Genomic DNA, 25,374 nt, shown 5'->3' with positions numbered 1-25,374 from the left:
GATCCTATACATGCCTAAGGAAATCAGCAGCATGTAAAACCAGGACATCAGACTAATATAAAGAACCGATACTAAAAAAAGGCTGTATAATCGTGTGATTATACAGCCTTCTCGCTATTTCAATATATTGCCGGCCAAAGCCGGTTACTTACTATCTATCAATAGTTAAAGATTTACTTTCCAGTCAAAGCCGATATAAATCCAGCACGGAATGATGGATCTTTTTCGGAAAATTCAATCGAGTGTTTATAGGTATCCACATTAAAAAACAATTCCGCAGGTTCCGCCTTTTTATTCTCTAAAAATAGTTTGAAACTATAGGCAGTTTTCTTTGATAGATCAACATTCACTTTATTGGATGAAAATACATTTGGCAGAACAACTTCTTTTGTAAAACCATCAGTAGTTGGTATTTGAAACAATTCACCTAAAGCTTTAACTAAGTTGTCAGATTGCGTTCCTAGGGTAGTAATTTTAATTTTTCCTTTCGTAAAGCCCACATCATCACTTGGCTGACCATCGATAATACCTGCTGGGATAAAATCAACGACTTCAATTTTAGCACCTACTGTATCCTTATTGTAAATTGATTTCGTTGTATAAATGCGACTTGAATCGGTTTTAACTTCGTCGGTAATACGCAGAAAGAAATTCTTTTTTTCAGGTCCTGGAGTACCATTCGTCAGTTGTTCGATGCGTACCCGCTCAATGGTGTTCGCTGTCGCAGTATCACTTCCATCAGTTTTCTTCTGATTGGAATTTCCACAAGCAGCCACCATCATCGTAGCTGTTGCAAGAAGGGCTATAGATTGAATTTTGTACATGGTGAATTGTTTATTATCAGTAATCATTGAAATATTGTTCCTATAATATTACTACTATTACTGATAACAAACAACTATTCGCAATGTTTTTATTTTATTTCAATAAAGCATCGTATAAAATTTCAACGGGGTGAAAAGATTTTCTTCCGGTACCATCTTTGATCTGATGTCGGCACGAAGTACCCGCAGCAGCAATTAGAGTTGCTGTATCTGTGTTACGTACAGCCGGCAATAAAACCAGTTCGGCCACTTTCATTGAGACATCATAGTGTTCGGCTTCGTAACCAAACGAACCTGCCATGCCACAGCAGCCCGACGGAATCACTTCAACGGAATAATTGGACGGGAACGCTAAGACTTGCTGGGTAATGCCTACCAGATGAAAAGCTTTCTGATAGCAATGTCCATGCAGCTTGATCTTCTTTTCCACAGCTGTAAACTGCTCCTGATGAATACGGCCCGCCTCGATTTCCGCCAATAGAAATTCGTCAATCATAAGTGCATTTTTAGCCACCAACTGTGCATGAGTACGAAGATTTTCATCAACCAGACTTAAATATTCATCTCTAAATGTAATGATACCAGATGGTTCAATACCCAACAACGGCGTTTCGTCGGTAATCAGGCCTTTTAGGAAATTAATGTTTTGATTGGCAATCTTTTTTGCTTCTTTGACAAATCCTTTGGAGAGATAGGTCCGTCCGCTTTGTACATGTTTTGGAATAATTACTTCGTAGCCCAATGCCGTTAGTAGCTTGTAAGCTGTAATACCAATCTCAGCATCGTTATATTCTGTAAACTCGTCGGAGAATAGATAGACCCTGCGTTTATTCTGCGGTGTTATCGTTTGCTTCCTGACCCATTGGCTCAACGTCGTTCCATTCACCGTAGGAAGAGAGCGTTTAGGTGCAAACCCTACGATTTTCTTTACCAAACCGGATAAAAAGCCATTCTTCACAACAAAATTATAGATTGGAGCGACGAGCGATCCCAGTTTCTGGGAATCAGTAAAATTCGCGATCAATTTGGTCCTAAAGCCAGCCCCATGTTCATCGTAATAATGCTGTAAAAACTCGGCTTTCATCTTGGCAACATCCACACTCGACGGACATTCCGTTTTACAGCCCTTGCAACTCAGACATAGATCCATCACTTCTTTGATTTCCTCATGGTCAAAGCGATTTTTTTTCGTGGAGTTGGTCAAAAATTGACGCAACATATTCGCTCGTGCACGCGTAGTATCCTTCTCATCCCGTGTCGCCATAAAAGATGGGCACATCGTCCCGCCGGTAATTTCTGTTTTCCGGCAATCACCAGAGCCCGAACATTTTTCAGCCAAACGGAGAATGGATTCATCTTTGGAAAAATCAAAATAAGTTTTTATATCCGTCCTATTTTTGTCATTGTCATAACGCAAATGGGCATCCATTGGTGGAGTGTTGACAATCTTATTTGCATTAAATACTCCTATTGGGTCGAAGATTACCTTTACTTCCTCCAGAAGTTTATAAACCTTTTCTCCGAGTACTTTACCAATAAATTCTCCCCTCAAACGTCCGTCGCCATGCTCCCCACTCAACGATCCATTATACTTTAATACAAGGTCACTTGTTTTTTCCAATATGGAGCGGAAAGTGCGCTTACCTTCTTCTGTTTTCAAATTGACAAAAGGCTCGATATGTAGTTCACCCGCTCCAGCATGTGCATAGTAAGATGCATGCACCCCTTCTTCAACCAAAAGTTTCTGGATGTCACTGACATAGGCCGGAAGATCCTCTGGAGAAACCGCACAGTCTTCGATTAAATTGACCGGTTGGCTGTCCCCAGGAAGATTACGGATAAGCCCTAATCCAGCTTTTCGGACATCCCAGACAAGATTAGTCTGCTCGACTCCAATAATATAAGGATAGGCATAGCCCAACCCTTTCTCAATCAGTTCTGCCTTTAAAGCCATCGCCTTGGCTTCGGTCTCCGCAGCAGTATGACCTCTAAATTCTACGATCAACAGTGCCTGAGGATCACCCTCAATAAAAAAGCGATTGTATTTATAAGTCGGATGCCCGACCGTAAAATCCATGATATATTTATCGACCAGCTCAGACGCCTCAGGCTGATGATTCAATGCGATGACATTTCCATGCATACATTCAACCATATCAGCAAAATGAACACATAATAGTCCAAGCTCCTGCGGTGGTAAATCCATCAAGTGAAGCTTTGCCTCCGTTACAATCGCCAAAGTTCCCTCCGAACCCGCCAAAAGGTTACACATATTAAAGGGCTGTGTACGGTCACTCAAAATATCTAAGGCATATCCCGTATTCCGTCGCGTAATTGAACGCTTGGGGTAGCCTGTTTCAATCGCTGCTAAATTTTGAGGATCTGTCAACAAATCATTCATGTGACGGTAGATATCCCCTTCACGATCTGCCTGTAAAAGTTTTTTGAAATAACTTGCCTCATCCAGCGAAGCAAAGCTCACCTCTGATTTATCATCTAAAAGTACATTTGCTGCAATTAGATTATGACGGGTATCGCCCCAGACAATGGAATGTAGACCCGAGGAATTATTACCAATCATACCACCAACCATAGCCCGACTTGCCGTGGATGTCTCCGGACCAAACATGAGCCCAAAAGGCTTCAGGTAACTATTCAGATCATCACGAATCACTCCCGGTTGTACCCGCACCCATTTCTCCTCCACATTCAATTCCAGGATACGGTTAAAATGACGGGATATATCCATAATGATACCATTTCCGACAACCTGTCCTGCCAACGATGTTCCAGCGGTACGGGGAATTAAGGTTGTTTGGTTTGCTCGGGCAAAATCAATTAGATTCTTTATATCGTTTATATCAGATGGAATGGCCACCGCCAACGGTTTTTCCTGGTACACCGAAGCATCTGTTGAGTAGGCAAGTAACATGGTTTGATGCGATGCCTCATCTGAATAATACAACTCCCCTTTAAGTTGAGTTGCCAATAAGGCTAACTGATTCTGATCTTTCACTGAATTTGCTTTTTTATATAGAAAACAAATTTAGTCAAATTTCTCCTTTGGAAAAAGGAAGAATTGCAAGAAATACACAATTTCTTTTAACAAAACGCATAAAAACGCAATAACAAAATGCAACAAACCGGTATTTTATTTCGCTTCTTCATCAATTGCTTGTATTTTTGCAGCAGCAACACGGTTTAATGAATTAACATCCGCTCTGTTATATGCGTAATCTTATCCTTCGATACACATTACATTCAGATTTTATTATATATTCGATACGGGTACTAGTAGGATTTTTGCTAGGCTACATCCTATTTGTGTCCTTTCCGGAATACTCTGTTTCCTGGACACTTATTTCAATTATCCTAGTGATATCCCCGCAGGAAAACGAGTCCAAAAAAATTGCCATTGACCGTGCCAAATCCAATTTCATTGGCTCTGCCATCGGCCTCAGCTTATACTTCGTACCGATTCCGCAGCTATATGCAATGATTATCGGGATGCTTGCCTCCCTCATCATCTGCAAAGCACTGAATATTATGGCTGTGGCCCGCACATCTATGGTGGCTTTAATTATTGTCTACTTACATGAGCAGGAAAGTCGTTCCTATTTTGCAGCCCTCGACCGTTTCGGTTGTGTTTGCGTGGGATGTTTGATCGGCTTAGGTGTCATCCTATCCACCCGGAATATTATTATTAAATTGAGAAATCGGTATAATTGTTGACCATCATAAACTGTAGACCACCTGCAACTCCTTTTCAACCAACAAATTAAAGCAAACAAAGAAAATCAGCAGAAAGGAAAATCGAATAAAATTCACAACAACAACTATTCTTTCAGAATAATATTCATAATTAATACTAATATTTTGAATATTATACTTTTTTCCTTACCTTTGCAGTCGAAATGACAAAAGTAGAATATAATTTAGATCAGGTAGATTACAAAATCCTTCGTTTAATGCAGGATAACGGGCGTATCAACAATGCTGATATCGCCAGAGAATTAGGTATGGCTCCTTCAGCAATACTGGAGCGGGTTAAGAAGCTTGAACAGAAAGACGTGATCCTAAAATACAGCGCCAAGATCAATCCAGCGGCTGTTGATCAGAAACTTTTATCATTTATTTTCATCAAATCCAATGATATCATTGGCGAACAACGTGTAGGTCTCGCCCTCGCGGAAATCCCGGAGGTACAAGAAGTACACGACATTGCTGGAGATGACGGTTATCTTATCAAAGTAAGAACGGCAGATTCAACAGGTTTGGTTGATTTAATGCGCAATACACTGGGCAAAGTAGAAGGAATAATTTCTACACGTACCACAATTGTACTTCAGACGGTAAAAGAAGATCAACAGGTTGTTATACCTGAATAACAGAAAGGAGGTTTTAATTATGTTGCAAGGACACAAAAAAGCTGCAAGCCCTTTAATGGTTGTAGTTGCTTATTTTATTATTTATGTGGTATGGGGCTCCACCTTTTTCTTTATAGAAAAAGCACTACATAGTTTTCCACCATTTATATTAGGCTCGTTTCGGTTTGTTACCGCAAGTGCCATCCTGATGAGTTATTGTGCCATAAAGGGTTATAAACTGTTTAACAAACGCTCCATATTGGAAGCTGCCTTTGTAGGCTTCCTACTTCTATTTGTGGATATGGCCGGAGTCATCTGGGCCGAACAATATGTTTCTGGTGGGGTAGCCGCGATTATTGCCGCCGCAGCTGCAATCTGGTTTATTTTACTTGACAAACCCAAATGGAAAGAAAATTTTAGCAGTGTCACCACAGTAGCCGGTGTTGTGCTTGGATTTGTTGGAGTTGTTATGCTATTTGCAGAACAGATCATGGCTTCCAACGACAATGCCAATGGGAATTTGAAAATCATCGCACTTTGTATTTTGGTATTGGGCTCCATCGCCTGGACAGTAGGTTCATTAGCGTCTAAATACTTCAAAAAATCAGAAGCACAAGAAAAGGAAGATCTGCACGTTATGGTCAAAACAGCCTGGCAGATGGTCACTGCAGGTGTTCTTTTTAATATCACCGCGCTATTCACAGGCGAGTACGCATCATTTGAATTAAGCAGTGTCGCTCCTGTCGATTGGTTTAATTTGGCATATTTGATCACATTTGGTTCTATCCTTGCATTTAGCTCCTATATTTGGCTTTTGCAGGTGCGCCCAGCGATGGAAGTAAGTACATACGCTTATGTAAATCCGATCATTGCGTTAATATTAAGTCATTTTTTCACTTCACATGCCGTGACTTCCTTACAGATTGTAGGTTTGGCAGTTATTTTGTTCTCTGTTTTACTGATGAACTGGAAGGCTTACCGCACCAAATTGTCAACTAAAAATAAAAACAAAAAGATCCTGCAAGGAGGCACATTGGATACTTTGCCAAAGCATGATGATCGTCAAACAACTATAGATGATCTTCCCGAAGCAGAATTAGTACACTAGGTTGTTATTTTTCTAATTATATGATAAAGCTTAACGTAGATCTATGTTAAGCTTTTATTGTTTTTATCTTTTTAGCAAAATTAGACGAGCAGGAATAAGATTTCTTCATATTTAATTGGCTAACTTTGCCCCAGTATTTGGCTAAACTAACTATAATGAATATATCAAAGCAAATTGCCTTTATTGGTAGTTTTGGAGTCGCTTCGCTTTTGATGGTCACAGGTTGTTCAAAGCAACTCCACCCTACACAAAAGGATTTCAAACAATACCATATCAACAAGGATGTACAAGCAGATCCTACCGTCGTTTCCATCTATGAGCCATTCAAGCAAAAAATGGAAACCGAAATGAACCGCGTTATCGGACATGCCAATAAGGCGTTGACAAAAGAGAAAACACCTGAAACATTAATGGGTAATTTCTTTTGTGAAGCCTTGTTGTGGATGAGTGATCATTATGCCCACAATCCCGCCGACCTTGCCTTTGCAACAAAAGGAGGAATTCGCAATGATCTCAAAGCCGGGAATATCACAGTAGGACATATTTTTGAAGTAATGCCCTTTGAAAATACATTGACGATTATTGAGCTAAAAGGCAGCCAAATACGCCAGCTAGCTGACTATATCGCGACAACCCATGGCCAGCCTATTGCGGGCATGACCTTAACGATAACAGGAAATAAGGTACAGGATATCAAAATCAAAGGACAGGCAATAGATGACAATAAAGCGTACAAACTCGTTACCTATGATTATCTGGCCAATGGTGGCGATAATCTCGTCCTATTGACACAATCGATCGCTAGAACCAACTATCCCCAACGGATGCGTGAAGGTTTGATAGAATATGTAAGTGAATTAACAAAAGCAGGTAAACAAGTAAATGCGGAATTAGATGGAAGAATTAAAATCAATTAATCGGAGAACCTTTATCAAGCAAGCCGGTGGATTTTCTGCAGCACTTGCTTTGGGTTCATTACCTTTTCAGGCGGCAGCAAAAAGTAAAAAGATCAAATTGACCATTTTACATACCAATGATGTGCATAGTCGCATTGAGCCTTTTCCAATGGACGGTGGTAAGTATCAGGGACTGGGTGGCGTAGCTCGTCGTAGCACACTGATCAATAAGATCCGTAGCGAGGAAAATAATCTGCTATTATTGGATGCAGGTGACATGTTTCAAGGAACACCGTATTTCAACCTCTTTGGCGGTAAATTAGAGCTCGACCTGATGACCAAATTGCGATATGATGCCGGGACATTTGGTAACCATGAGTTCGATAATGGCCTGGATGGACTCGTGAAATACCTAGATCACGCCAAATTTCCATTTCTGACGGCCAACTATGATTTTAAAGGCACCGTACTTGAAGGGAAAACCCAGGATTATACGATATTTCATAAAGGCGGCATTAAGGTGGGTGTATTTGGACTGGGAGTTGATATCGAAGGGTTAGTAGATCCCAATAATTATAAAGGGATGAAATATCTGGATCCGATTGAAATATCCAACAAAATTGTTAAAATCCTGAAAGAAAAACACAAGTGCGACCTTATTATCTGTCTTTCGCACCTCGGGTATCAATATGAGAATGATAAAGTTTCAGATCTGGTTCTGGCAGCCAAAACATCAGATATCGATCTGATCATTGGTGGACACACCCATACTTTTTTAAATGAACCGACCTTGGTCACAAATTTAAAAGGAACACAGACAGTGGTCAACCAGGTTGGTTTTGCAGGTATCAATCTTGGTCGCATTGATTTTATTATGGAACCGGGATCAGACAAAAAGCAGATGATAGCAAGTACCTATCAGGTCAACCCGTCAATAGCAGAATCGCAACTGGCATAATATTATCCATTTATAATAGATGCCAAATTGACCAAATCAATTTGGCATTTTTTTGACAGAATCCGTTGAAGTTTTTGTGAGCCAAAACCAGCCCATACCGGAAAGATGGAAGCGCTCATAATAAATGACCAGCTTTTAAAAAGCAAATTATTTGCATGAAAAAAATCATATCCATATACCTGGATTCCTTCAAAGGCCTTTCACAGGCCGCATGGCTCTTGGCAGTTGTTATGTTGATCAACAGAATGGGAAGTATGGTCATTCCATTCCTGGGGCTCTATATGACACAGGTCCTTCATTTTGATATCAAACAAGTTGGGATTGTGCTTATGAGCTATGGCATAGGCTCAGTTTGCGGCTCCTACATCGGTGGGTGGTTGACAGATCGGATTGGTAGCTTTAAGGTACAATTCGGAAGTTTAGTATTGGCTTCGCCCCTATTTCTATTGATTCCTTTATTTAAAGAGGTTCAATCCCTGTCTATCATGATCTTTACACTAAGTCTAATTTTTGATGCATTTAGACCTGCGAATTCTGTTTCTGTTGCCAGTTACGCTAAACCCGAGAATATTACCCGAGCTTTTTCGCTCAACCGTTTAGCGATTAATCTAGGTTTTTCAATCGGTCCTGCTGCTGCAGGTTTTCTGGCGACGATCTCGTTTAACTGGATATTCTACGGAAATTCCTTTGCAGTGATGTGTGCTGCAGTAATTTTCTTTATCTTCTTTAATAAAAGACAAAAAAGAACAGATGTAAAAGCAAAAAAAGAAGCATTGGCAAACAGCAATATAATCGTAAAACAAAGTCGCAATCCTTATACCGATATTCCCTTTGTATTATTTAATATATTCTGCTGCATTTTCTCGTTTTGCTTTTTCCAGCTAATTACGACCTTACCAATATTTTATCGTGAGGTACACCACCTGGATGATCATCAGATCGGATTTCTACTAGGTTGGAGTGGTTTTGTGATTGTGCTATTGGAGATGTTTGTCGTGCATGTCGCCGAAAAGAGGTTCTCCCTGATTAGTACATTGGTGTTTGGTACCGCTTTATGCGCCCTCTCCTACGCCATGTTAAATTATATGGGTGGACTTGGCTGGTTATATTTCACATTTTTCATCTTCGGTCTTGGCGAAATGCTGACACTTCCCTTTATGGCGACCGTATCTGTCAATCGTTCTACACCCAAAACTCAGGGAGCATATATGGGCTTCAACTCCCTGGCTTTCTCTGCAGCAAATATCTTTTCACCATTGCTCGGAACTTCTATTGTTGACTCCTTTGGATTTACAACATTGTGGTGGGCTACAGCACTGACCCTATCCTTTACAGGACTCGGCTTTTACCTTGTGCTGAAATGGATGCGATAAATAATAAAAGGGACATTTCAAATGAAATGTCCCTTTTATTATTTAAATAAGATCGGTGGATTTTCTTACCAGATCTTAATACGTTTATCTGTAGGGATAAACATTTTATCGCCATCTTTCGTTTCCCATGCAGCATGGAATGCATCCAAATTGATGATTGGAGCGAATGCCCTATATTGTGCAGGAGAATGTGGGTCCGTTTTCACCTGATTCACAACAAATTCATCCGTTGTCTTCGTTCTCCAAATGGTTGCCCAAGAAAGGAAAAAACGTTGATTCTGCGTAAAACCATCGATTAAACCAGGATTTCCTTTGTCTTTTAAATACAACTGTAATGCATCAAAAGCGACCGAAGAACCACCCAAATCACCAATATTCTCACCTAAAGTGAAACGACCGTTCACAAAAACTCCCGGAACTGGTTCATAAGCTTCAAATTGTTTAACCAACGCATCCGCTGCAGCTTCAAATTTAGCCTTATCACCATCAGTCCACCAGTTGTTCAAATTTCCATTACCATCGTATTTTGCACCCTGATCATCAAAACCATGGGATAACTCATGTCCTATGACAGCACCGATGCCACCAAAATTAACCGCTGCATCCGCTTTGTAATCATAAAACGGAGGCTGAAGAATTGCTGCCGGAAATACGATTTCGTTAAACAATGGACTATAATAAGCATTTACAGTCTGTGGTGTCATTCCCCATTCAGATTTATCAACTGGCTTACCTTGTTTTGCAAGGTTCTCATAAAAAGCCCACTTGCTGGATGATAAAACATTCGCGTAAAGTGATGTTCCAATATCAAGTTTGCTATAATCCTTCCATTTGTCCGGATAACCGATCTTCACTTTAAACTTCGACAACTTTTCGAGCGCCTTCACTTTTGTATCTGCAGACATCCATGTTAGACCATTGATATGTTGCCCGAATGCTTTTACAAGATAGCTTACCAGCTCCTCCGCGTCCGCTTTGGCTTTTGGTGGAAAATTCTCCTTAACATATAACTTACCCAAAAGCTCTCCAGCGATAGAATTAACGAACTCTACCCCTCGTTTGTCCAGTGCACGTTGTTCCTTCTGCCCTTTTAACTTACGACCCCAAAAATCAAAAGAAAGATCATTTAATTCCTGCGTTGTATATGAAGCAGCGGTGTTTAATAAGTGAAATGTCAAGATATCTTTAATAATCGGAAGGTTCGCCGGATTGAAGATTTTATCTAAATTTTCATAGTATTTTAGTTCGGGTACAATAACGGTATCCGCTTTGAATCCTACATCGCTTAGATATTTAGCAATGTCGACGTTTTTTACCATCTTTTTCAAATCAGCAACCGCCACCGGATTATAGCGGCCATTTGCATCACGCGACTGTTCGACAGTTTTTAGATTAGCGGCCAATTCTTTTTCAAATGCAACAATTTTAGGACCTTTTAGATCTCTTGTACGTTGCCCCGATTTGGCATAAAGCGCAGAGATATATTCCGAATAATCCTTTAACGTCTCTTCATTCTTTTGATCCTTAACTTGGTAATAAGAACGGCCTAAGCCTAGACTTCCACCTCCCAAATAAACCGTATTGACATTAGAATTTTTGAGATGCGCATATACATATCCACCAAAGAAAGGGTTTCCTCCGATAGGAGCCACTTCTACCAGATATTTATAAAGATCATCAAAATTCTTTATCGCATTAATTTTTGTCAAATAGGGCTGAACAGGTTCTAATCCCAATTTGTCACGCGTCTTCATATCTACAAAAGACCGATACAAATCCCCTATTTTCTGGTTATCTGTTCCTTTTGTAAACTGGCCTGATAACGATTCCTGCAACACTTTCAATGTAGCGATGTCTGTATTTTCACGCAACTCATCAAAAGAACCCCAACGTGCCTTATCCGACGGAATTTTAACCGTTTTCATCCATTGACCGTTCACAAAATTGTAGAAATCATCCTGCGGACGAACACTTTTATCCATGTAATTTACATTGATTGCATTATTTTGCGCATGGCCGGCCAAAGAACCACATGCCAACAAAGCAGCCAAAAGTATATTTCTCTTCATATAAATTTTAGTTTGTTATGTATCTACACAAACTTAAGAAAAGTTTCGCTATTGTTCCTAACACAAAACATAGTTTTGCAGACAACTGAAATAATAGATATTACACTATGTCTGTCTTTTGTTTTGAGTCGATTTACGGAGCAGGAGAAAGAAAATCACCAGGAAGAGTGCCACTCCACCCAGCCAAATCCAGGGGTTGGCATACCACAACGTGCCGTTTGCCTCCTTGAGCTTTTGATTTTCCTCAATCGGCACCTCAGCATGGAGTATAATAATGGAAAATAGCAAACAAAACAGTAAAGACATTCTTTTCATATGATCTACTTTATATAGATAGAATGCTCCGCCAGCCTATTTTGTTTGCTTAGGATAAAATTTGTGTTCAGTCTTTTTGTCTGATCTCCCCCAGATGAACGACATCTTTTAAATCAAAAGGCGTTTCCTGGTATACAAAATAGTTGAGCCAATTATTAAATAACAAGTTCGCATGGCTCGTCCAACGCACCAAAGGTTGATTTTCTGGATTGTCATCTCTATAGTAGTTCTCAGGCATGCGAATGGCCTGGCCTTTTTCTAAATCCCTTTTATACTCTTCATCCAAAGTAAATGGTGCATATTCAGAATGGCCGGTCAGGTAAAATTCCCGACCGCCGCGGGAAGATGCGATGGCAATACCTGCCTCAGGAGATTCGGAAAGAATTTCTATCCCGCTTTTAGCAAGTAAATCGTCTTTCTCCATAGTTGTATGCCGGCTATGAGGAATAAAAAACTCATCATCAAATCCACGAAATAACGGGTGTCTTTTGTCGAGAGCAGTATGTTTGAATACACCAAAAAGCTTTTCATCCAACGGTTTTTTCTCCACATCATAAAAATGATACAATGCCGCCTGTGAAGCCCAACAGATATATAAGCTTGACGTTACATGCGTTCTTGCCCAGTCAAAGATCGTCTGAATTTCATTCCAGTAGGTCACTTCTTCAAATCTGACCATCTCAACCGGAGCGCCTGTGATGATCATACCATCGTAGAAGTTTTCCTTCACTTCACTTAGGCTTTTATAAAACATCTCTAAGTGTTCCTCAGGAGTATTTTTTGAAACATGGGTTTCCAATCGAAGAAACTCCATCTCAACTTGCAAAGGATTATTGGAAAGTAAGCGGATAAAATCGGTCTCCGTTGTAATCTTAAGAGGCATCAGATTGAGGACCAAAACACGTAATGGTCTAATATCCTGCTCATTTGCTCTTAGATCACTCATGACAAAGATATTTTCCTTTTTTAAAAGCTCTATCGCAGGAAGGTTATTAGGAAGTTTGACTGGCATATATAAATTTCTCCTTATACAATTAGCATGCAAAATTAACAAGAAAATGGCAGAATACTAAATGAAACCGCAAATTTAAGTTTGCACCAAATCATAGCTTTTTTCCCTTTCAGATTACTCTTCGGTTAATTGCCTTAGGGCTTTTTGAAACTTCGCCGAGCCAAAATCCATCCCGCCCACGTGCTTATTGACCAGTTTGCCCGCTTTATCTATGATAATGGTCGTGGGGATACTCGTCGTACTAAGATCTTTTGGTAAGGCGGAGTTCAGCTGATAGACCGGAAGACTATATTTTCTTTTCTTTAAAAACTTCTCTGAGTACTTCAGGTTACCGTCTACGTCCACCGATAAAAACACAATTCGGCTATTCCCTTGAAAGTCTTTATAGAGTTTGTCCAAAGAAGGCATTTCTGCTAAACAAGGTGAACACCATATCGCCCAAAAATTGATCAAAACAACTTTACCTTTGAGCTGATTCAACGAAATAACCTTGCCTTTACTATCTTTAAAACTAACTTCCTCATTTTTGAGTCGTATGCCAACATGCGTTGTCGGATCATCTCCATACGCATAAACCGATGTGTATGTAAATAGTAATAGCAGTAAGATGCTGATCGCAATAGATCCGACGCTGTTTTTTCTTCTCATATTGTTTCTTTCATGAAGGACACACAATCAACGTTTATTGTATAAATTGATTGTGTTCATCAAGCACAAACTACAATAAAATTACATTTATTCTCGTATTTTAATTCAATATCCATGTCAGCAAATTGACCAAACTTGATGGTTTAAATACATCCTACTGATCCAATGCAGTCTATGAACACAAGAAAAAACTGCAAAATCAGAACATAATAAACCCAGCAGCTGGGAATTAAACCCACCAAAAACAATTTGCTCATTAGTCACCACCCCAATTTATTTTGAGGAAACGATCAATTGAATGCGATGATTTGTCTAAAAGTTATTACAAACAAATTGGCGGCTATGATTATTATATAGTATATAATAAGTAAATCAATATGAGCAAGGAAAAATCAATCCAGGAAATCGAAATCAATGGAAAAGTTTATCAGTATAGTTCCCTAAGAAATCTACCGGATGGTGATATCGAACATCTGCCCTTCAGTATTCGGATTCTCCTGGAAAATGTCTTACGTAACCATGATGGATTTAGTATCACGGATGAGCATATCGCCACATTAATCAATTGGTCTCCTCAGCCTGTCGACAAAGATATTCCATTCAAACCAGCACGCATTCTCATGCAGGACTTTACCGGTGTCCCTGCAGTGGTAGATATGGCCTCCTTACGAGCTGAATTTGTTCGACATGGCAAAGATGGTCAAAAAATTAACCCAGCGATCCCTGTTGATCTGGTTATCGACCACTCCGTCCAGGTAGATTATTTTGGCACCGAATATTCTTACGACAAAAATGTAGCCTTGGAGTATGAACGTAACCGTGAACGGTACGAGCTTCTGAAATGGGCTCAAAAAGGCTTAAAAAATTTCACTGTTGTCCCTCCGGGGATGGGAATCTGTCATCAGGTAAATTTAGAATATCTTGCCAAAGGTGTTATTTCCCGTGATAATTGGTTATTTCCCGACACCTTAGTCGGCACGGACTCCCACACCCCTATGGTCAATGGCATCGGTGTCCTGGGTTGGGGTGTTGGCGGTATCGAAGCCGAAGCAGCGATGTTGGGACAACCTATCTTCTTTACCTGTCCGGAGGTGATCGGACTTAAGCTCACAGGTAGTATTCCTGATATCTGTACAGCGACTGATATGGTACTTTCCATCACAAAAATTCTACGGGATAAAGGTGTTGTCGGAAAATTTGTTGAAGTCTTTGGAGACGGATTAGATACACTGTCCGTCACAGACCGGGCCACCATCTCCAATATGTCACCTGAATTTGGCTGTACGGTCACCTATTTTCCGATAGACGACCGCACACTGGAATACATGCACAGCACCAATAGAACCGAGCAGGAAATCAAGATTGTAGAAAAATACTGTAAACAAAATCTACTCTGGCGCACAGGAAAAGAACAGATCATATACTCCTCCGTTGTCGAATTTAATCTAAGCACACTCGAGCCCACAGTTTCAGGCCCCAAACGTCCACAGGACAAAATTTTGGTTAAGGACTTAAACAATAAGTTTTCACAGCTACTCGATAGTGAACACCATCGACAATACATCCCGATGCCACAACGTTCGGAATCAGCTTGGTTAGCAGATGGCGGATCGGGTACCGAATTTACTTTTGGGAAAGTACCTGTTGAACATGATTCACCACATCAAGTCATTTCAGAGTCTATACATGCCGTAAGAATAAAACACAATCATAAGGAATATATTGTTAGTGACGGTAGTATCGCTATTGCTGCAATTACAAGCTGTACAAATACCTCTAATCCAACAGTCATGATCGGTGCTGGTCTATTGGCCAGAAATGCTATTGAACGTGGGTTACGGACAAAATCTTGGGTAAAAACCTCCTTGGCGCCAGGTTCAAAAGTGGTCACACAGTACCTTGAACGATCGGGGCTCAATGCAGATCTTGACGCACTCAGATTCCACACTGTAGGCTACGGATGTACCTCCTGTATCGGAAATTCAGGCCCACTCCCACCACAAATTGCGGAAGCAGTTGAGAAAGGTGAGTTGATTGTGGCCTCAGTATTGTCAGGGAATAGAAATTTTGAAGCACGGGTCCATCCGCAGGTAAAAATGAATTTCCTAATGTCTCCGATGCTGGTTGTTGCCTATGCCCTTGTTGGCCGCGTGGACATCAATTTGATGGAAGATCCTCTTGATTATGATCCGAATGGACAACCCGTTTATTTGAAAGATATCTGGCCAAGTCGTGAGGAAATTACCAAAACAGTCAACGAATGCGTCAAACAATCTGATTTCCAAGAGGTCTACGACGTTATCTTTGATGGTTCTACGGATTGGCAGGATCTAGCAGTCAATCTTGATCAGAACTATCAATGGGATGACACATCGACATATATCAAAGAATCCCCATTTTTTGAGAATTTACAGGCTGCTCCGGCACCTATTCAGGACATCCAGCATGCGAGAGTCTTACTTTATTTGGGAGACTCAGTCACAACGGACCATATTTCTCCTGCCGGATCTTTTAAAGAAGAGACTGCAGCAGGAAAATACCTCAAGTCTCACCAGGTCAATAAAGAAGACTTCAACTCCTATGGCTCCCGACGCGGTAATCATGAAGTCATGATGCGTGGCACCTTCGCCAATGTGCGGATTAAAAATAAAATCACCGACCAGGAAGGCGGTTTTAGTAGGTATTTCCCGACGAATGAAGTAAAAACAGTATACGATACTGCAATGGAATATCGCAAAACAGATACGCCTTTGATTGTCTTAGCGGGAAAAGAATATGGATCGGGCTCATCCCGTGATTGGGCAGCCAAAGGCACTTTTCTCCTTGGTGTACGGGCTGTGATTGCCGAAAGTTTTGAACGCATACATCGAAGTAATCTTGTCGGTATGGGCGTAGCTCCACTCGTTTTTATCAATGGAGAAAATGCTGAAACACTCGGACTTGATGGCACTGAAGTCTATACCATCACTGGCTTAGCAAATGCGCTAACACCACATAAACTGCTCGATGTAAAAGCTGTACACGACAATGGAAAGACAACAACATTTCAAGTCAAAGCGAGACTGGATTCAGCCATAGAAATAGAATACTTCAAGAATGATGGTATCTTACAATATGTACTAAGACAATATTTAAAAAACAATTAGTATTGACATTGCTGAAGAAGCATGAAATGAACAAATAGAAAAAGGGCGCCATTAAACGGCGCCCCTTTCACAACCTATATAAAAACCTACCAGAGTTCTATTAGACGATATTCTAGCCACCAAATATACAACGATGAAGCTAGGCCAAAGTTACACCCTTTACCACCTGTTTTTCCTCCCTGAAGTCAGCCATTTTTTATCAACGCCCCTTTCATTATCCACGATAAAAATGTATTTTCGCAGGTAATCAATCCCAATATTTACGCAGCAGAAAAATCATGGATGAACTGGTAGAACAGACGATTTCTAAAGTAAGCTTCAATAGCGAATTGCAGCAAATTAAAGAATTTTATAAATGCACGTTTGAATATTGCGATTTCCAAAATGCGGCATTGGTAGATCTGATCTTTACAGATTGTGAATTTAAATCCTGTAATTTATCCAACATTAAGCTCAAGGGAACTCAATTGGATCATATTGTTTTCCAAGACTGTAAGATGTTGGGGATCCAATTCAACGAATGCAGCTCCTTCTCTTTCCATATCGAAGTGAAAAATAGCATGCTCGACTATGCTTCTTTTTTTGAACGAAATATGAAGAAATTCAAATTTGAACAGTGTTCATTACAGCATGTCGATTTTGAAAAAGCGAACCTTCAACAGGTAATCTTTAAAGATTGCGACTTTCTGCGTGCCCGATTTGAACAATGCAACCTGGAAGGCTGTGATTTTCGTACCTCCATGAATATCCAGCTGGATCCAGAAACAAATCATATGAAAAAGAGCAAATTTGAATCAGAGCAATTACCCGGTTTGCTCGCCAAATATCAATTGCTGATCGACTGATAAGATTTTAATCATCTCGCTCCAGAAGAAATCTTTAGCAAGAAATTACGAAATAACGGATTTCAGGGATAAAAGAGCCTATTCTAAATCATCATATTTGCCTATCAATTTTAGGTAGATGAAAAATGTCATGCCCTTACGATAGCGAATATACCTTGTGCATATGAGCTCATGATAATTTCCTCACCAAAAAAAGCAAATTTATATAGATGAAAAAAACATTCTTATCATTCGCCGTATTAATGGCCGCCAGTACGGTATCTTTCGCGCAGGTCAATAAGGCATTTAAAATTAGTTATGCTATTGTATTCGCAAACAACAGTGGCGGCACGGAGCAAGAAGGCCCTGTTTCACTTTATGAGGCATACGTCAGTAACGACAAAATAAAAGTTATATCTTCGGCGGAGGGACAAGAGTCCATTTTTCTTGCGAAAAAGAATGAAGATAAATCAACGATCCTTTATCCCTCCCTATCGAAATACACCGTACACGAAGAGGACGCAACCTCCTTCTCCATAAAATTAGTTCCCGGTCAAACTAAAACCATTGCGGGTTATCCTTGCAAACTGGCACAGATTGAGCTTCCCAATATGGAAGATATTGAAGGTAATACCAACTTGTCCATCTGGTATAGCGAGAAGCTACCTGTTATCTATTGGGAAGGTTTTGATATCTTCAAAAAAATTCCAGGCGCCGTACTTCAGGTAACCACACCTCTTGGCGTAGATATTGTCGCACAAAGTGTCGCAAACAGTCAGTTAAATGACAATGACTTTATTGTTCCCGAAGACTACGATCAAGTGGAATCTATCTACGAAGAAGGCCAAGAGGGTGAGGAAAGCAATCAAATGGCGGAAAACCTTTACCTATTTGAAGACAGTACCTCAGGTCTTATGGGATTGCAAGATAATGCGCAACAAATCATCGTGCCTGCCCAATATCATTACATTACACCATTTGTAGGTGAAATCAGTGTGGTCCAGTTTAAAAATGAGAAATATGGTGCAATCAACCTTGCAGGAAAAGCAGTTATCCCCTTTCAATACGAATATTTAAGCTATGATGATAATTCGGCACAATTTCTATTCGGTCTAAAAGAAAAATATGGGATACTTGACAAGGCAGGTAAAGTCCTTATTCCGGCAAATTACGATATGATCTCCTTTATCAATGGTGGTTACGCTGTTTTTCAACAAAATGAAAAATATGGCATTTTAAATCAAGCTGGAAAAATAACTGTACCGGCTAGCTATAGTTTCATTTCCGAGAATAATAGCACACATTTTATTAGTGTCGAAAATGACAAATACAGTCTCGTTGATATTAAAACAAACAAAACATTGGCTCCGGCTTATGATTTTATTTCAATAACCGAAGAACCGAATCTTTTCCTTGCGAGTAAAGACGGCAAATACGGCTATTTAAATGGTCAGGGAAAAATTGCCATTCCTTTTATCTACAGCGGTGCAACAGCATTTAGCGATGGTGTAGCATCCGTCTCGAAAGAAGGCTCAGATGACGTCATTCTAATCAATACAAAAGGTGAACAGGTCGAATTGGATGCAGCTGCTGAAGCGGTAGCCGAAGAAATCTAAAGCATAACCGGCTATTCAAAAAAATAGGGCTGGTAAAGATTACCAGCCCTATTTTTTTTATCTATTTACGCTATTAATTCGCGCTTACTGTCTTCTTTTTGCCGAAAATTTTCTTACCTACTGTAAAAAGCAGCACCGCGATAATACCACCGCCCAAGCCGAACAAAAATTCCTTAGCCATACTTGGAAAATTAGGTAATGCATGGTGTAGAAAATCTATATAATGCGAAAAGATACCACCCGAAACCAAAATCAAGGCAATCGTACCTACCACAGCCAATAATTTGATAATAAAAGGCAAAGCGCGAACCAGCAATCTGCCTAAACTGGCCAATGGCCCTTTTTCCTTTGCACTTTTAATCAACTTATATCCAGCATCATCCATCCTGACAATCAATGCTACAATGCCATAAACGCCAACTGTAGCAAGCAAAGCAACCACACAAACAGTAATGATTTGCAAGGTCAGACTTTTATCAAGTACCGTTCCCAATGCAATAATCACGATTTCCACAGAAAGAATAAAATCAGTCGTAATAGCTGCCTTGATTTTTGACTTTTCAGCATCCATATTATTCTCTTCGACAACCTCCTCAACATTGGATTCGCCGGTCTCATGTTTACGATGGAACAAATACTCGATAATCTTTTCAACCCCTTCAAAGGCCAGATAAAATCCACCCAAGATCAAGATATATTTGATGGCTATTGGAAAAAAGACATTCAGTAGTAAAGCTATGGGAACGATAATCAGTTTATTCACTAAAGATCCCTTTGTAATGGCCCACAGAACGGGCAATTCCCTAGATGCTAAGAATCCGGTAGCTTTCTCCGCATTCACGGCCAAATCATCACCCAGAATTCCAGCTGTTTTTTTTGTTGCTATCTTACTAGCAACTGCAACATCATCCATTAAAGCCGCAATATCATCTAATATTGCAAATATTCCTGAAGCCATATTTTATTAAAAATTTGAACGTAAAAATATAAATTTAATTCAATTCCCAAATAAGTAATTTAATTGGATTACAATAATCGACTATAAACAGATTTATTTTAATTGTGTATTTTAGATTCAAATTATACCAAATATGAAAAAATCACTTTCAGCTACGGATCAGGCAGCATTATACAAAGTGCTGAAGCAGCGGTTTGATACGAATATGAACAGACATCAGGATCTTGTATGGGAGCAGATACAACATAAACTGGAAGAAAACCCGACCAAGATCTGGAGCCTACATCAAATGGAGCAGAGTGGTGGCGAACCTGATGTTATCGGAATAGATCCGGTTAATGCTGCTTATTTGTTTGTTGACTGTGCCGAGGAAACCCCAAAAGGAAGAAGGAGTTTGTGTTTCGACCAGTCCGCATTGGATTCCAGAAAGGAAAATAAACCGGTAGGCAGTGCCATGGAAACAGCTAAACAGATGGGAGTCGAATTGCTAACGGAAGAACAATATCGACAGTTACAAACGCTGGGGCAATTTGACCTGAAAACATCAAGCTGGATACAGACACCGGCCGATATCCGTAAACTCGGAGGCGCCCTATTCTGTGACCGCCGGTATGATCATGTTTTCACCTACCACAATGGCGCTATCTCCTACTATGCCGCACGTGGCTTTAGAGCAGTATTATACGTTTAACCAAAAAAGAATAAAAAGCTAACTTAAAATAGATTACATCAAAAATGAAACAGTCTATCATCTTATGGTTTAGCCTCATCTGCATCTTGTTTTCGCGATCAGTATTCGCGCAAGCCCCCTTTCCCGCGTTTCTCCAGGGCACCTGGAAAGTAGCCGATAAAGAACGCTATGAACACTGGGATCGCATGAGCGACGGTGAATTAAAGGGTGTTTCTTACAGCATTAAAAATGGCCAAAAAATCGTCAGTGAGTATCTGAAAATCAAAAAACTCGGCGACAAAGTTATTTACACCGCTTTGGTAATCGGTCAAAATAATGGAAAAGAAATAGACTTTGAATTGACTTTTAAGGATAGCACCTATTCGTTTATCAATGAGCACCACGATTTTCCCAACCGAATACGTTATAAACAGCTTGCCGGAGACCGTATTCATATTTCAGTTGAAGGGAAATCCGGAAAAGCACATGCTTTTTATGTCCACAAAATAAAAACTGACAGTCTGAGTGAAAACCCCAATTATGATCGCGACTTAGCTACCAAGTTGGGCGCTGACGACTATGGGATGAAAAGTTATATTTTCGTGCTGTTAAAAACTGGCCAAAATAAAACCACAGATAAACAACTGATCGGCGAAAGCTTTAAAGGACATATGGAAAATATTGGCCGTTTGGTCAAGAATGGGCAGCTGATTGTAGCTGGCCCATTTGGAAAAAATGACAGTGGCTTTCGAGGTCTTTTTATCCTCAATAAGGTTGCAACAATTGAACAGGCCAAAGAAATACTTCAGACAGATCCAGCAATTAAAAATGGTCTTTTGGAACCCCTATACTATTCTTGGTACGGCTCAGCAGCATTATCCGAATACCTACCTTTTTCTGAAAAAATATGGAAAAAAGAACATTGATTTACTACCTACCTAAGATTTTGGATCCATTGGGAAGAATCTATTTTTTTCAATCCAGCATTCCCTAATGACATGCTGTTGTCAGCTGTCAAATCTATTTTTGAGAAAAATATAAAACGCATGGAAAATAGATCTATACCTTCTTTCAATATTATTGGAATTGCTATACGTACAAGCAATCAGAACAATCAAGCCGCCAAAGATATTCCTGAACTATGGGCCCGGTTTTTCGAAAATGATATCATGAACCGGATTCCAAATAAAGTATCCAATGAGCTCTATTGTGTTTACACAGAATACGAAAGGGATCACACCTTGCCCTACACAACTTTATTAGGTTGTAAGGTCGCTCATCTTGATGATCTCCCGGAAGATATGGATGGCATACGCATCGAAGAAAGTCTGTATCATCATGTTGAGGCTGAAGGAAACCTGGCGGCAGGTATTGTTTACGATGCCTGGTTAAACATCTGGGAAGCCGGTCTTCCAAGAGCATTTTCAGCAGATTTTGAAATATACGGTGAGGAAGCACAAAACCCAGAGCAGGCAAAGGTTGATATTTTCATTGCACTCCAATAGCCAAAGATTTTGTTACATCATTCAGGGCAATAACAGTCAAGCCTGTTATTGCCCTGACAATTTTTATTTATGTAACAAAACGTATGTCGGACCTTTCTTGCATTTATTTTAGCCAAAATATCTTTTACCTTTGTGCCGATTTAATTAAACTAATATGCAGGACACCACAGCCCACCGTAAGAAAATCGTACGATACAGCTACATAAAATTAATCGGAAGTTCAGTTTTCGTAAGCCTGCTATGTTGCCTACTCGCTTTCAGCCTGAAACATATGACCGGATATGTACAGGAAAAAATAGCTGAAGGCGTTTTAAACTGGGATCCTAGACTATTTATCCTATTACCAAGTGTAGGTATTACGGCAATATATTTTCTACGAAAGTATGCTTTTCAAAACCGGAAAAACAAAGGAATCAAGGAGATTTACACAACGCTGGAAACACGAAAGGATCATTTGCCTTTTTTCAAAATACCATCCCACTATATCAACGGCTTTTTGACCGTTATTTTTGGCGGATCAACTGGTATTGAAGTTTCTACTGTAGTAGCCACAGCCACTGTAGGAAACCAGGCCTATAAGCGTCTTCACCCTGCTTGGGCCTATAAAACAGAACTGATCTGCGCGGGTGTTATTGCCGGTGTAACACTATTGTTTGGCAGTGCGCTTGGTGGCTTGTTATTTGCCTTTGAAGTCATCGCCAGAAAATACAACAAAACACTATTGATCAGTGGCATCAGCTCCATGTTGGTCGCCTCGCTATTCGTACACTATATGGATGACAGTCCTTTGTTCAACTTTGCAGCGAAGCAATGGCACTGGCAGGCCGTCCCTTTTATCGTCTTACTAGGCCTAATCGCTGGTCTATTAGCCTTGTATTTCACTAAAATTGTGATCTATGCAAAATCTTTCTTTGCCGGAATAAAGAATAATTTTATCCGGGTCAATTTGGGAGCCATTACAGTGGGAATCTTGATCTTCTTTTTGCCAGCCCTATATGGAGACAGCTATCACGGTCTCGGAGAAATCCTGGAAAGTAGTTTACATGGATCTATCAATTGGCTCTACTTTCTTCCGTTACTGCTATTAGTCCTATTAAAACCGCTTGCAGCAGCACTTACCCTAGGGGCTGGTGGTGATGGAGGTGTCTTCGCCCCCAGTATTGTAACAGGCGCACTTTTAGGTGTATTTTTTGCGCAACTGTGCAATCACTATCTGGGCACCCATCTTATTGTCATTAATTTTGCACTATTTGGAGCCGCAGCGATGCTTTCTGCTGCCATCCATGCACCATTTACTGCGATTTTCATTATTGCCAGCATCGTCCCTTCAGGTTATCTACTATTTGCACCCTTATTAGTGGTAAGTGTCATCGCCAAAATACTTTCCAAAAGGATCTATCCTTATAATGTATATACCTACAAGGAAGTCGCCCATAACTAACAGCCAGCATTGACTTCAAGGGGTCTGTCTCCAAATTGAAAATACTAACAGACAAGAAAAAGGATCAAAATTCATTAAGAATTTGATCCTTTTATTTAATTTAATAAAGCTTCAAAATACCCCTAATCTTCGCGGCTACCATCATCAGCCATACGGACAATTTTTGGTGAGAACTTTGCGACGACGTCCACCAACTCCTCTTGCGAGGCCATGACGGTATGGATGTCTTTGTAGGCCATGGGTGCTTCATCCATCCCGGCTCCCAAAAGTGTAATCCCCCGATCAGCAAGCATATCTTTCAACTCAGCAGCGGAAAGCGTCTTGATTGCTTGTGTACGGCTCATCAATCGTCCTGCACCATGAGATGCCGATTGGATAGCAGCCATCTCCCCTTTTCCGCGCACCAGAAATCCAGGAGTAGCCATGGAACCCGGGATAATTCCCATTACGCCTTTTGCCGCAGGAGTAGCTCCTTTTCGGTGTACCACAACCTCCCGGTCATTCCAGGTCTCTTTCCATGCAAAATTATGATGGTTTTCAATTTTGGCTAGTAACTCCGCCCCCAAAGCATCTTTGATCTTGTCATGAATAACTTCATGGCAGGCCGAAGCATAATCACCAGCCAGATTCATTGCCAACCAATATTCTTGTCCTTCCATTGTATTTAAATCCAGATAAGCCAGATTTTGAGCTTGATAGGGTAACTTACATAAAGTCTTCGCCAATTTGGTGTAATGAGCAGCCACAGTTGCGCCTAGACCCCGGGATCCCGAATGTGTCAACAAACCCAGGTAAAGTCCTTTATCAACGTTCAGCACCTCGTCCTTTTCAACAAACTCCACAATCCCAAATTCCACAAAGTGATTCCCTCCACCGGAAGAACCTAACTGTGTCCATGCCTTATCTTTTAAGGATTTAAGCAGATCATTTTCTGCAAACAATTTATTGTCCAGGACGGCATGATCCACACGTTCATGCTTCAGATAGCCATTTCCGGCACCAAATCGCGTATGTTTCAGAATAGTCTCTTTTAATGTCGCCGCATCTGTATCCAATAAGGATGCTGGCAGATCAAAGATGGACAAAGCCATTCGGCAACCAATATCAACGCCAACTCCGTAAGGAATTACAGCATTATCAGTGGCCAATACACCGCCGATCGGCAGTCCGTACCCTTGATGGGCATCGGGCATCAAAGCGCCAGCAACAGTAACCGGCATCTTCATGGCTACTTTCATCTGTTCTTTAGCTCCTGCTTCTATTCCGGACGCGCCATAAATCGTATACTCCACAGGATCTTCATTCAATGCAATTAATGTCGCATCAACAACATCCTGTCCTAATATGGCCTCTGCCAACACACTGAAAATAATATCTTCAGTATACGCTGTTGGATTTTCCAGCACAGATTTAAATTTGGCTAACATTTCTGCTCGCGTAAAACCATGTCGCTTGCTGTTGATTTTCAACGCAGCACCCAATGTATGGTTCTCTTTATATCCTAATGCAATCAGATCATTGCCATTAATTCTTTTATTTTCCATTTTCATCTTTTTTAACAAGGGGGATCTTTCCAATCCCAAGCAGGTAGCAATACCTCTTTACAATTGCTACCCGCACCTCTTTTATCCTCAATTTTATTAA

21 protein-coding genes are annotated in these 25,374 nt (G+C 40.3%); 13 read left to right on the top strand and 8 right to left on the bottom strand.

All coding sequences use genetic code 11. The annotated features are described in order from the left end of the window. Nucleotides 1-173: 173 nt before the first annotated feature. Together ABFX33_RS13705 and ABFX33_RS13700 are read right to left on the bottom strand one after the other, a co-directional pair. A complete protein-coding gene (locus ABFX33_RS13705; RefSeq protein ID WP_346086463.1) occupies nucleotides 174-824 on the bottom strand; it encodes a hypothetical protein in 651 nt (216 codons plus the stop codon). A gap of 94 nt (nucleotides 825-918) precedes the next feature. Then, nucleotides 919-3,840, bottom strand: a complete 2,922-nt coding sequence (locus tag ABFX33_RS13700) for an FAD-binding and (Fe-S)-binding domain-containing protein (protein WP_346086462.1) — start codon at nucleotides 3,838-3,840, stop codon at nucleotides 919-921. Nucleotides 3,841-4,052: 212 nt separating this feature from the next. On the opposite strand from ABFX33_RS13700, the gene ABFX33_RS13695 reads away from it, so the two are divergent. From ABFX33_RS13695 to ABFX33_RS13670, 6 genes are all read left to right on the top strand, one after another. Continuing rightward, nucleotides 4,053-4,556, top strand: coding sequence for an FUSC family protein (locus ABFX33_RS13695; RefSeq protein ID WP_120257842.1), 504 nt, complete (start codon nucleotides 4,053-4,055; stop codon nucleotides 4,554-4,556). A gap of 182 nt (nucleotides 4,557-4,738) precedes the next feature. Then, nucleotides 4,739-5,212 (top strand): Lrp/AsnC family transcriptional regulator, encoded by a 474-nt coding sequence (locus ABFX33_RS13690; RefSeq protein WP_223585270.1) that lies wholly within the window; start codon nucleotides 4,739-4,741, stop codon nucleotides 5,210-5,212. 19 nt (nucleotides 5,213-5,231) lie between these two features. After that, on the top strand, nucleotides 5,232-6,299 hold the full coding sequence (locus tag ABFX33_RS13685) for an EamA family transporter (protein WP_346086461.1): 1,068 nt from the start codon (nucleotides 5,232-5,234) through the stop codon (nucleotides 6,297-6,299). A gap of 155 nt (nucleotides 6,300-6,454) precedes the next feature. Next, a complete protein-coding gene (locus ABFX33_RS13680) occupies nucleotides 6,455-7,216 on the top strand; it encodes a 5'-nucleotidase C-terminal domain-containing protein (RefSeq protein WP_282254775.1) in 762 nt (253 codons plus the stop codon). Further along, nucleotides 7,194-8,153, top strand: a complete 960-nt coding sequence (locus ABFX33_RS13675; RefSeq protein ID WP_120257845.1) for a bifunctional metallophosphatase/5'-nucleotidase — start codon at nucleotides 7,194-7,196, stop codon at nucleotides 8,151-8,153. Before ABFX33_RS13680 ends, ABFX33_RS13675 begins: the two co-directional genes overlap by 23 nt. 155 nt (nucleotides 8,154-8,308) lie before the next feature. Further along, nucleotides 8,309-9,526: an MFS transporter gene (locus ABFX33_RS13670; RefSeq protein ID WP_346086460.1), complete on the top strand. Its 1,218-nt coding sequence runs from the start codon at nucleotides 8,309-8,311 to the stop codon at nucleotides 9,524-9,526. 65 nt (nucleotides 9,527-9,591) lie between these two features. On the opposite strand, the gene ABFX33_RS13665 is transcribed toward ABFX33_RS13670, so the two are convergent. From ABFX33_RS13665 to ABFX33_RS13650, 4 genes are all read right to left on the bottom strand, one after another. After that, on the bottom strand, nucleotides 9,592-11,595 hold the full coding sequence (locus ABFX33_RS13665; protein ID WP_257090207.1) for a M13 family metallopeptidase: 2,004 nt from the start codon (nucleotides 11,593-11,595) through the stop codon (nucleotides 9,592-9,594). Nucleotides 11,596-11,700: 105 nt separating this feature from the next. Further along, nucleotides 11,701-11,910, bottom strand: coding sequence for a hypothetical protein (locus tag ABFX33_RS13660; protein ID WP_257090206.1), 210 nt, complete (start codon nucleotides 11,908-11,910; stop codon nucleotides 11,701-11,703). 67 nt (nucleotides 11,911-11,977) lie between these two features. Then, entirely contained in the window at nucleotides 11,978-12,922 is a 945-nt protein-coding gene (gene metA, locus ABFX33_RS13655; protein ID WP_346086459.1) for a homoserine O-acetyltransferase MetA, read from the bottom strand. A gap of 114 nt (nucleotides 12,923-13,036) precedes the next feature. Further along, nucleotides 13,037-13,570 (bottom strand): TlpA family protein disulfide reductase, encoded by a 534-nt coding sequence (locus ABFX33_RS13650; protein ID WP_257090205.1) that lies wholly within the window; start codon nucleotides 13,568-13,570, stop codon nucleotides 13,037-13,039. 377 nt (nucleotides 13,571-13,947) lie between these two features. Here ABFX33_RS13650 and acnA point away from each other — a divergent pair, with 377 nt between their 5' ends. From acnA to ABFX33_RS13635, 3 genes are all read left to right on the top strand, one after another. Further along, on the top strand, nucleotides 13,948-16,716 hold the full coding sequence (gene acnA / locus ABFX33_RS13645) for an aconitate hydratase AcnA (RefSeq protein ID WP_346086458.1): 2,769 nt from the start codon (nucleotides 13,948-13,950) through the stop codon (nucleotides 16,714-16,716). A gap of 278 nt (nucleotides 16,717-16,994) precedes the next feature. Further along, nucleotides 16,995-17,561 (top strand): pentapeptide repeat-containing protein, encoded by a 567-nt coding sequence (locus ABFX33_RS13640; protein ID WP_346086457.1) that lies wholly within the window; start codon nucleotides 16,995-16,997, stop codon nucleotides 17,559-17,561. A 209-nt stretch (nucleotides 17,562-17,770) separates the two neighbouring features. Further along, nucleotides 17,771-19,156 (top strand): WG repeat-containing protein, encoded by a 1,386-nt coding sequence (locus ABFX33_RS13635; protein ID WP_346086456.1) that lies wholly within the window; start codon nucleotides 17,771-17,773, stop codon nucleotides 19,154-19,156. Between the two features lie 73 nt (nucleotides 19,157-19,229). Here the strand turns inward: ABFX33_RS13635 and ABFX33_RS13630 are convergent, their stop codons facing one another. Further along, nucleotides 19,230-20,114: a DUF808 domain-containing protein gene (locus tag ABFX33_RS13630; RefSeq protein ID WP_346086455.1), complete on the bottom strand. Its 885-nt coding sequence runs from the start codon at nucleotides 20,112-20,114 to the stop codon at nucleotides 19,230-19,232. A gap of 133 nt (nucleotides 20,115-20,247) precedes the next feature. On the opposite strand from ABFX33_RS13630, the gene ABFX33_RS13625 reads away from it, so the two are divergent. The 4 genes from ABFX33_RS13625 to ABFX33_RS13610 all read left to right on the top strand — a co-directional run bounded on the left by ABFX33_RS13625 (nucleotide 20,248) and on the right by ABFX33_RS13610 (nucleotide 23,730). Beyond that, on the top strand, nucleotides 20,248-20,805 hold the full coding sequence (locus ABFX33_RS13625) for a DUF4256 domain-containing protein (protein ID WP_120257854.1): 558 nt from the start codon (nucleotides 20,248-20,250) through the stop codon (nucleotides 20,803-20,805). Between the two features lie 44 nt (nucleotides 20,806-20,849). Beyond that, nucleotides 20,850-21,710 carry a DUF6265 family protein gene (locus ABFX33_RS13620; RefSeq protein ID WP_346086454.1) on the top strand — a complete coding sequence of 287 codons (861 nt, stop codon included), beginning with the start codon at nucleotides 20,850-20,852 and terminating at the stop codon, nucleotides 21,708-21,710. Nucleotides 21,711-21,830: 120 nt separating this feature from the next. Continuing rightward, complete coding sequence (locus tag ABFX33_RS13615; protein WP_346086453.1) at nucleotides 21,831-22,289, top strand: GyrI-like domain-containing protein; 459 nt, start codon at nucleotides 21,831-21,833, stop codon at nucleotides 22,287-22,289. Nucleotides 22,290-22,443: 154 nt separating this feature from the next. Continuing rightward, complete coding sequence (locus ABFX33_RS13610) at nucleotides 22,444-23,730, top strand: chloride channel protein (RefSeq protein ID WP_346086452.1); 1,287 nt, start codon at nucleotides 22,444-22,446, stop codon at nucleotides 23,728-23,730. A gap of 122 nt (nucleotides 23,731-23,852) precedes the next feature. Here ABFX33_RS13610 and ABFX33_RS13605 read toward each other — a convergent pair whose 3' ends face one another. Further along, nucleotides 23,853-25,274: an RtcB family protein gene (locus ABFX33_RS13605; protein WP_346086451.1), complete on the bottom strand. Its 1,422-nt coding sequence runs from the start codon at nucleotides 25,272-25,274 to the stop codon at nucleotides 23,853-23,855. Nucleotides 25,275-25,374: the final 100 nt, after the last annotated feature.

It is taken from the genome of Sphingobacterium ginsenosidimutans (assembly GCF_039536865.1).
Lineage (GTDB): Bacteria > Bacteroidota > Bacteroidia > Sphingobacteriales > Sphingobacteriaceae > Sphingobacterium > Sphingobacterium detergens.
This window is presented reverse-complemented; position numbering and strand designations above follow the sequence as displayed.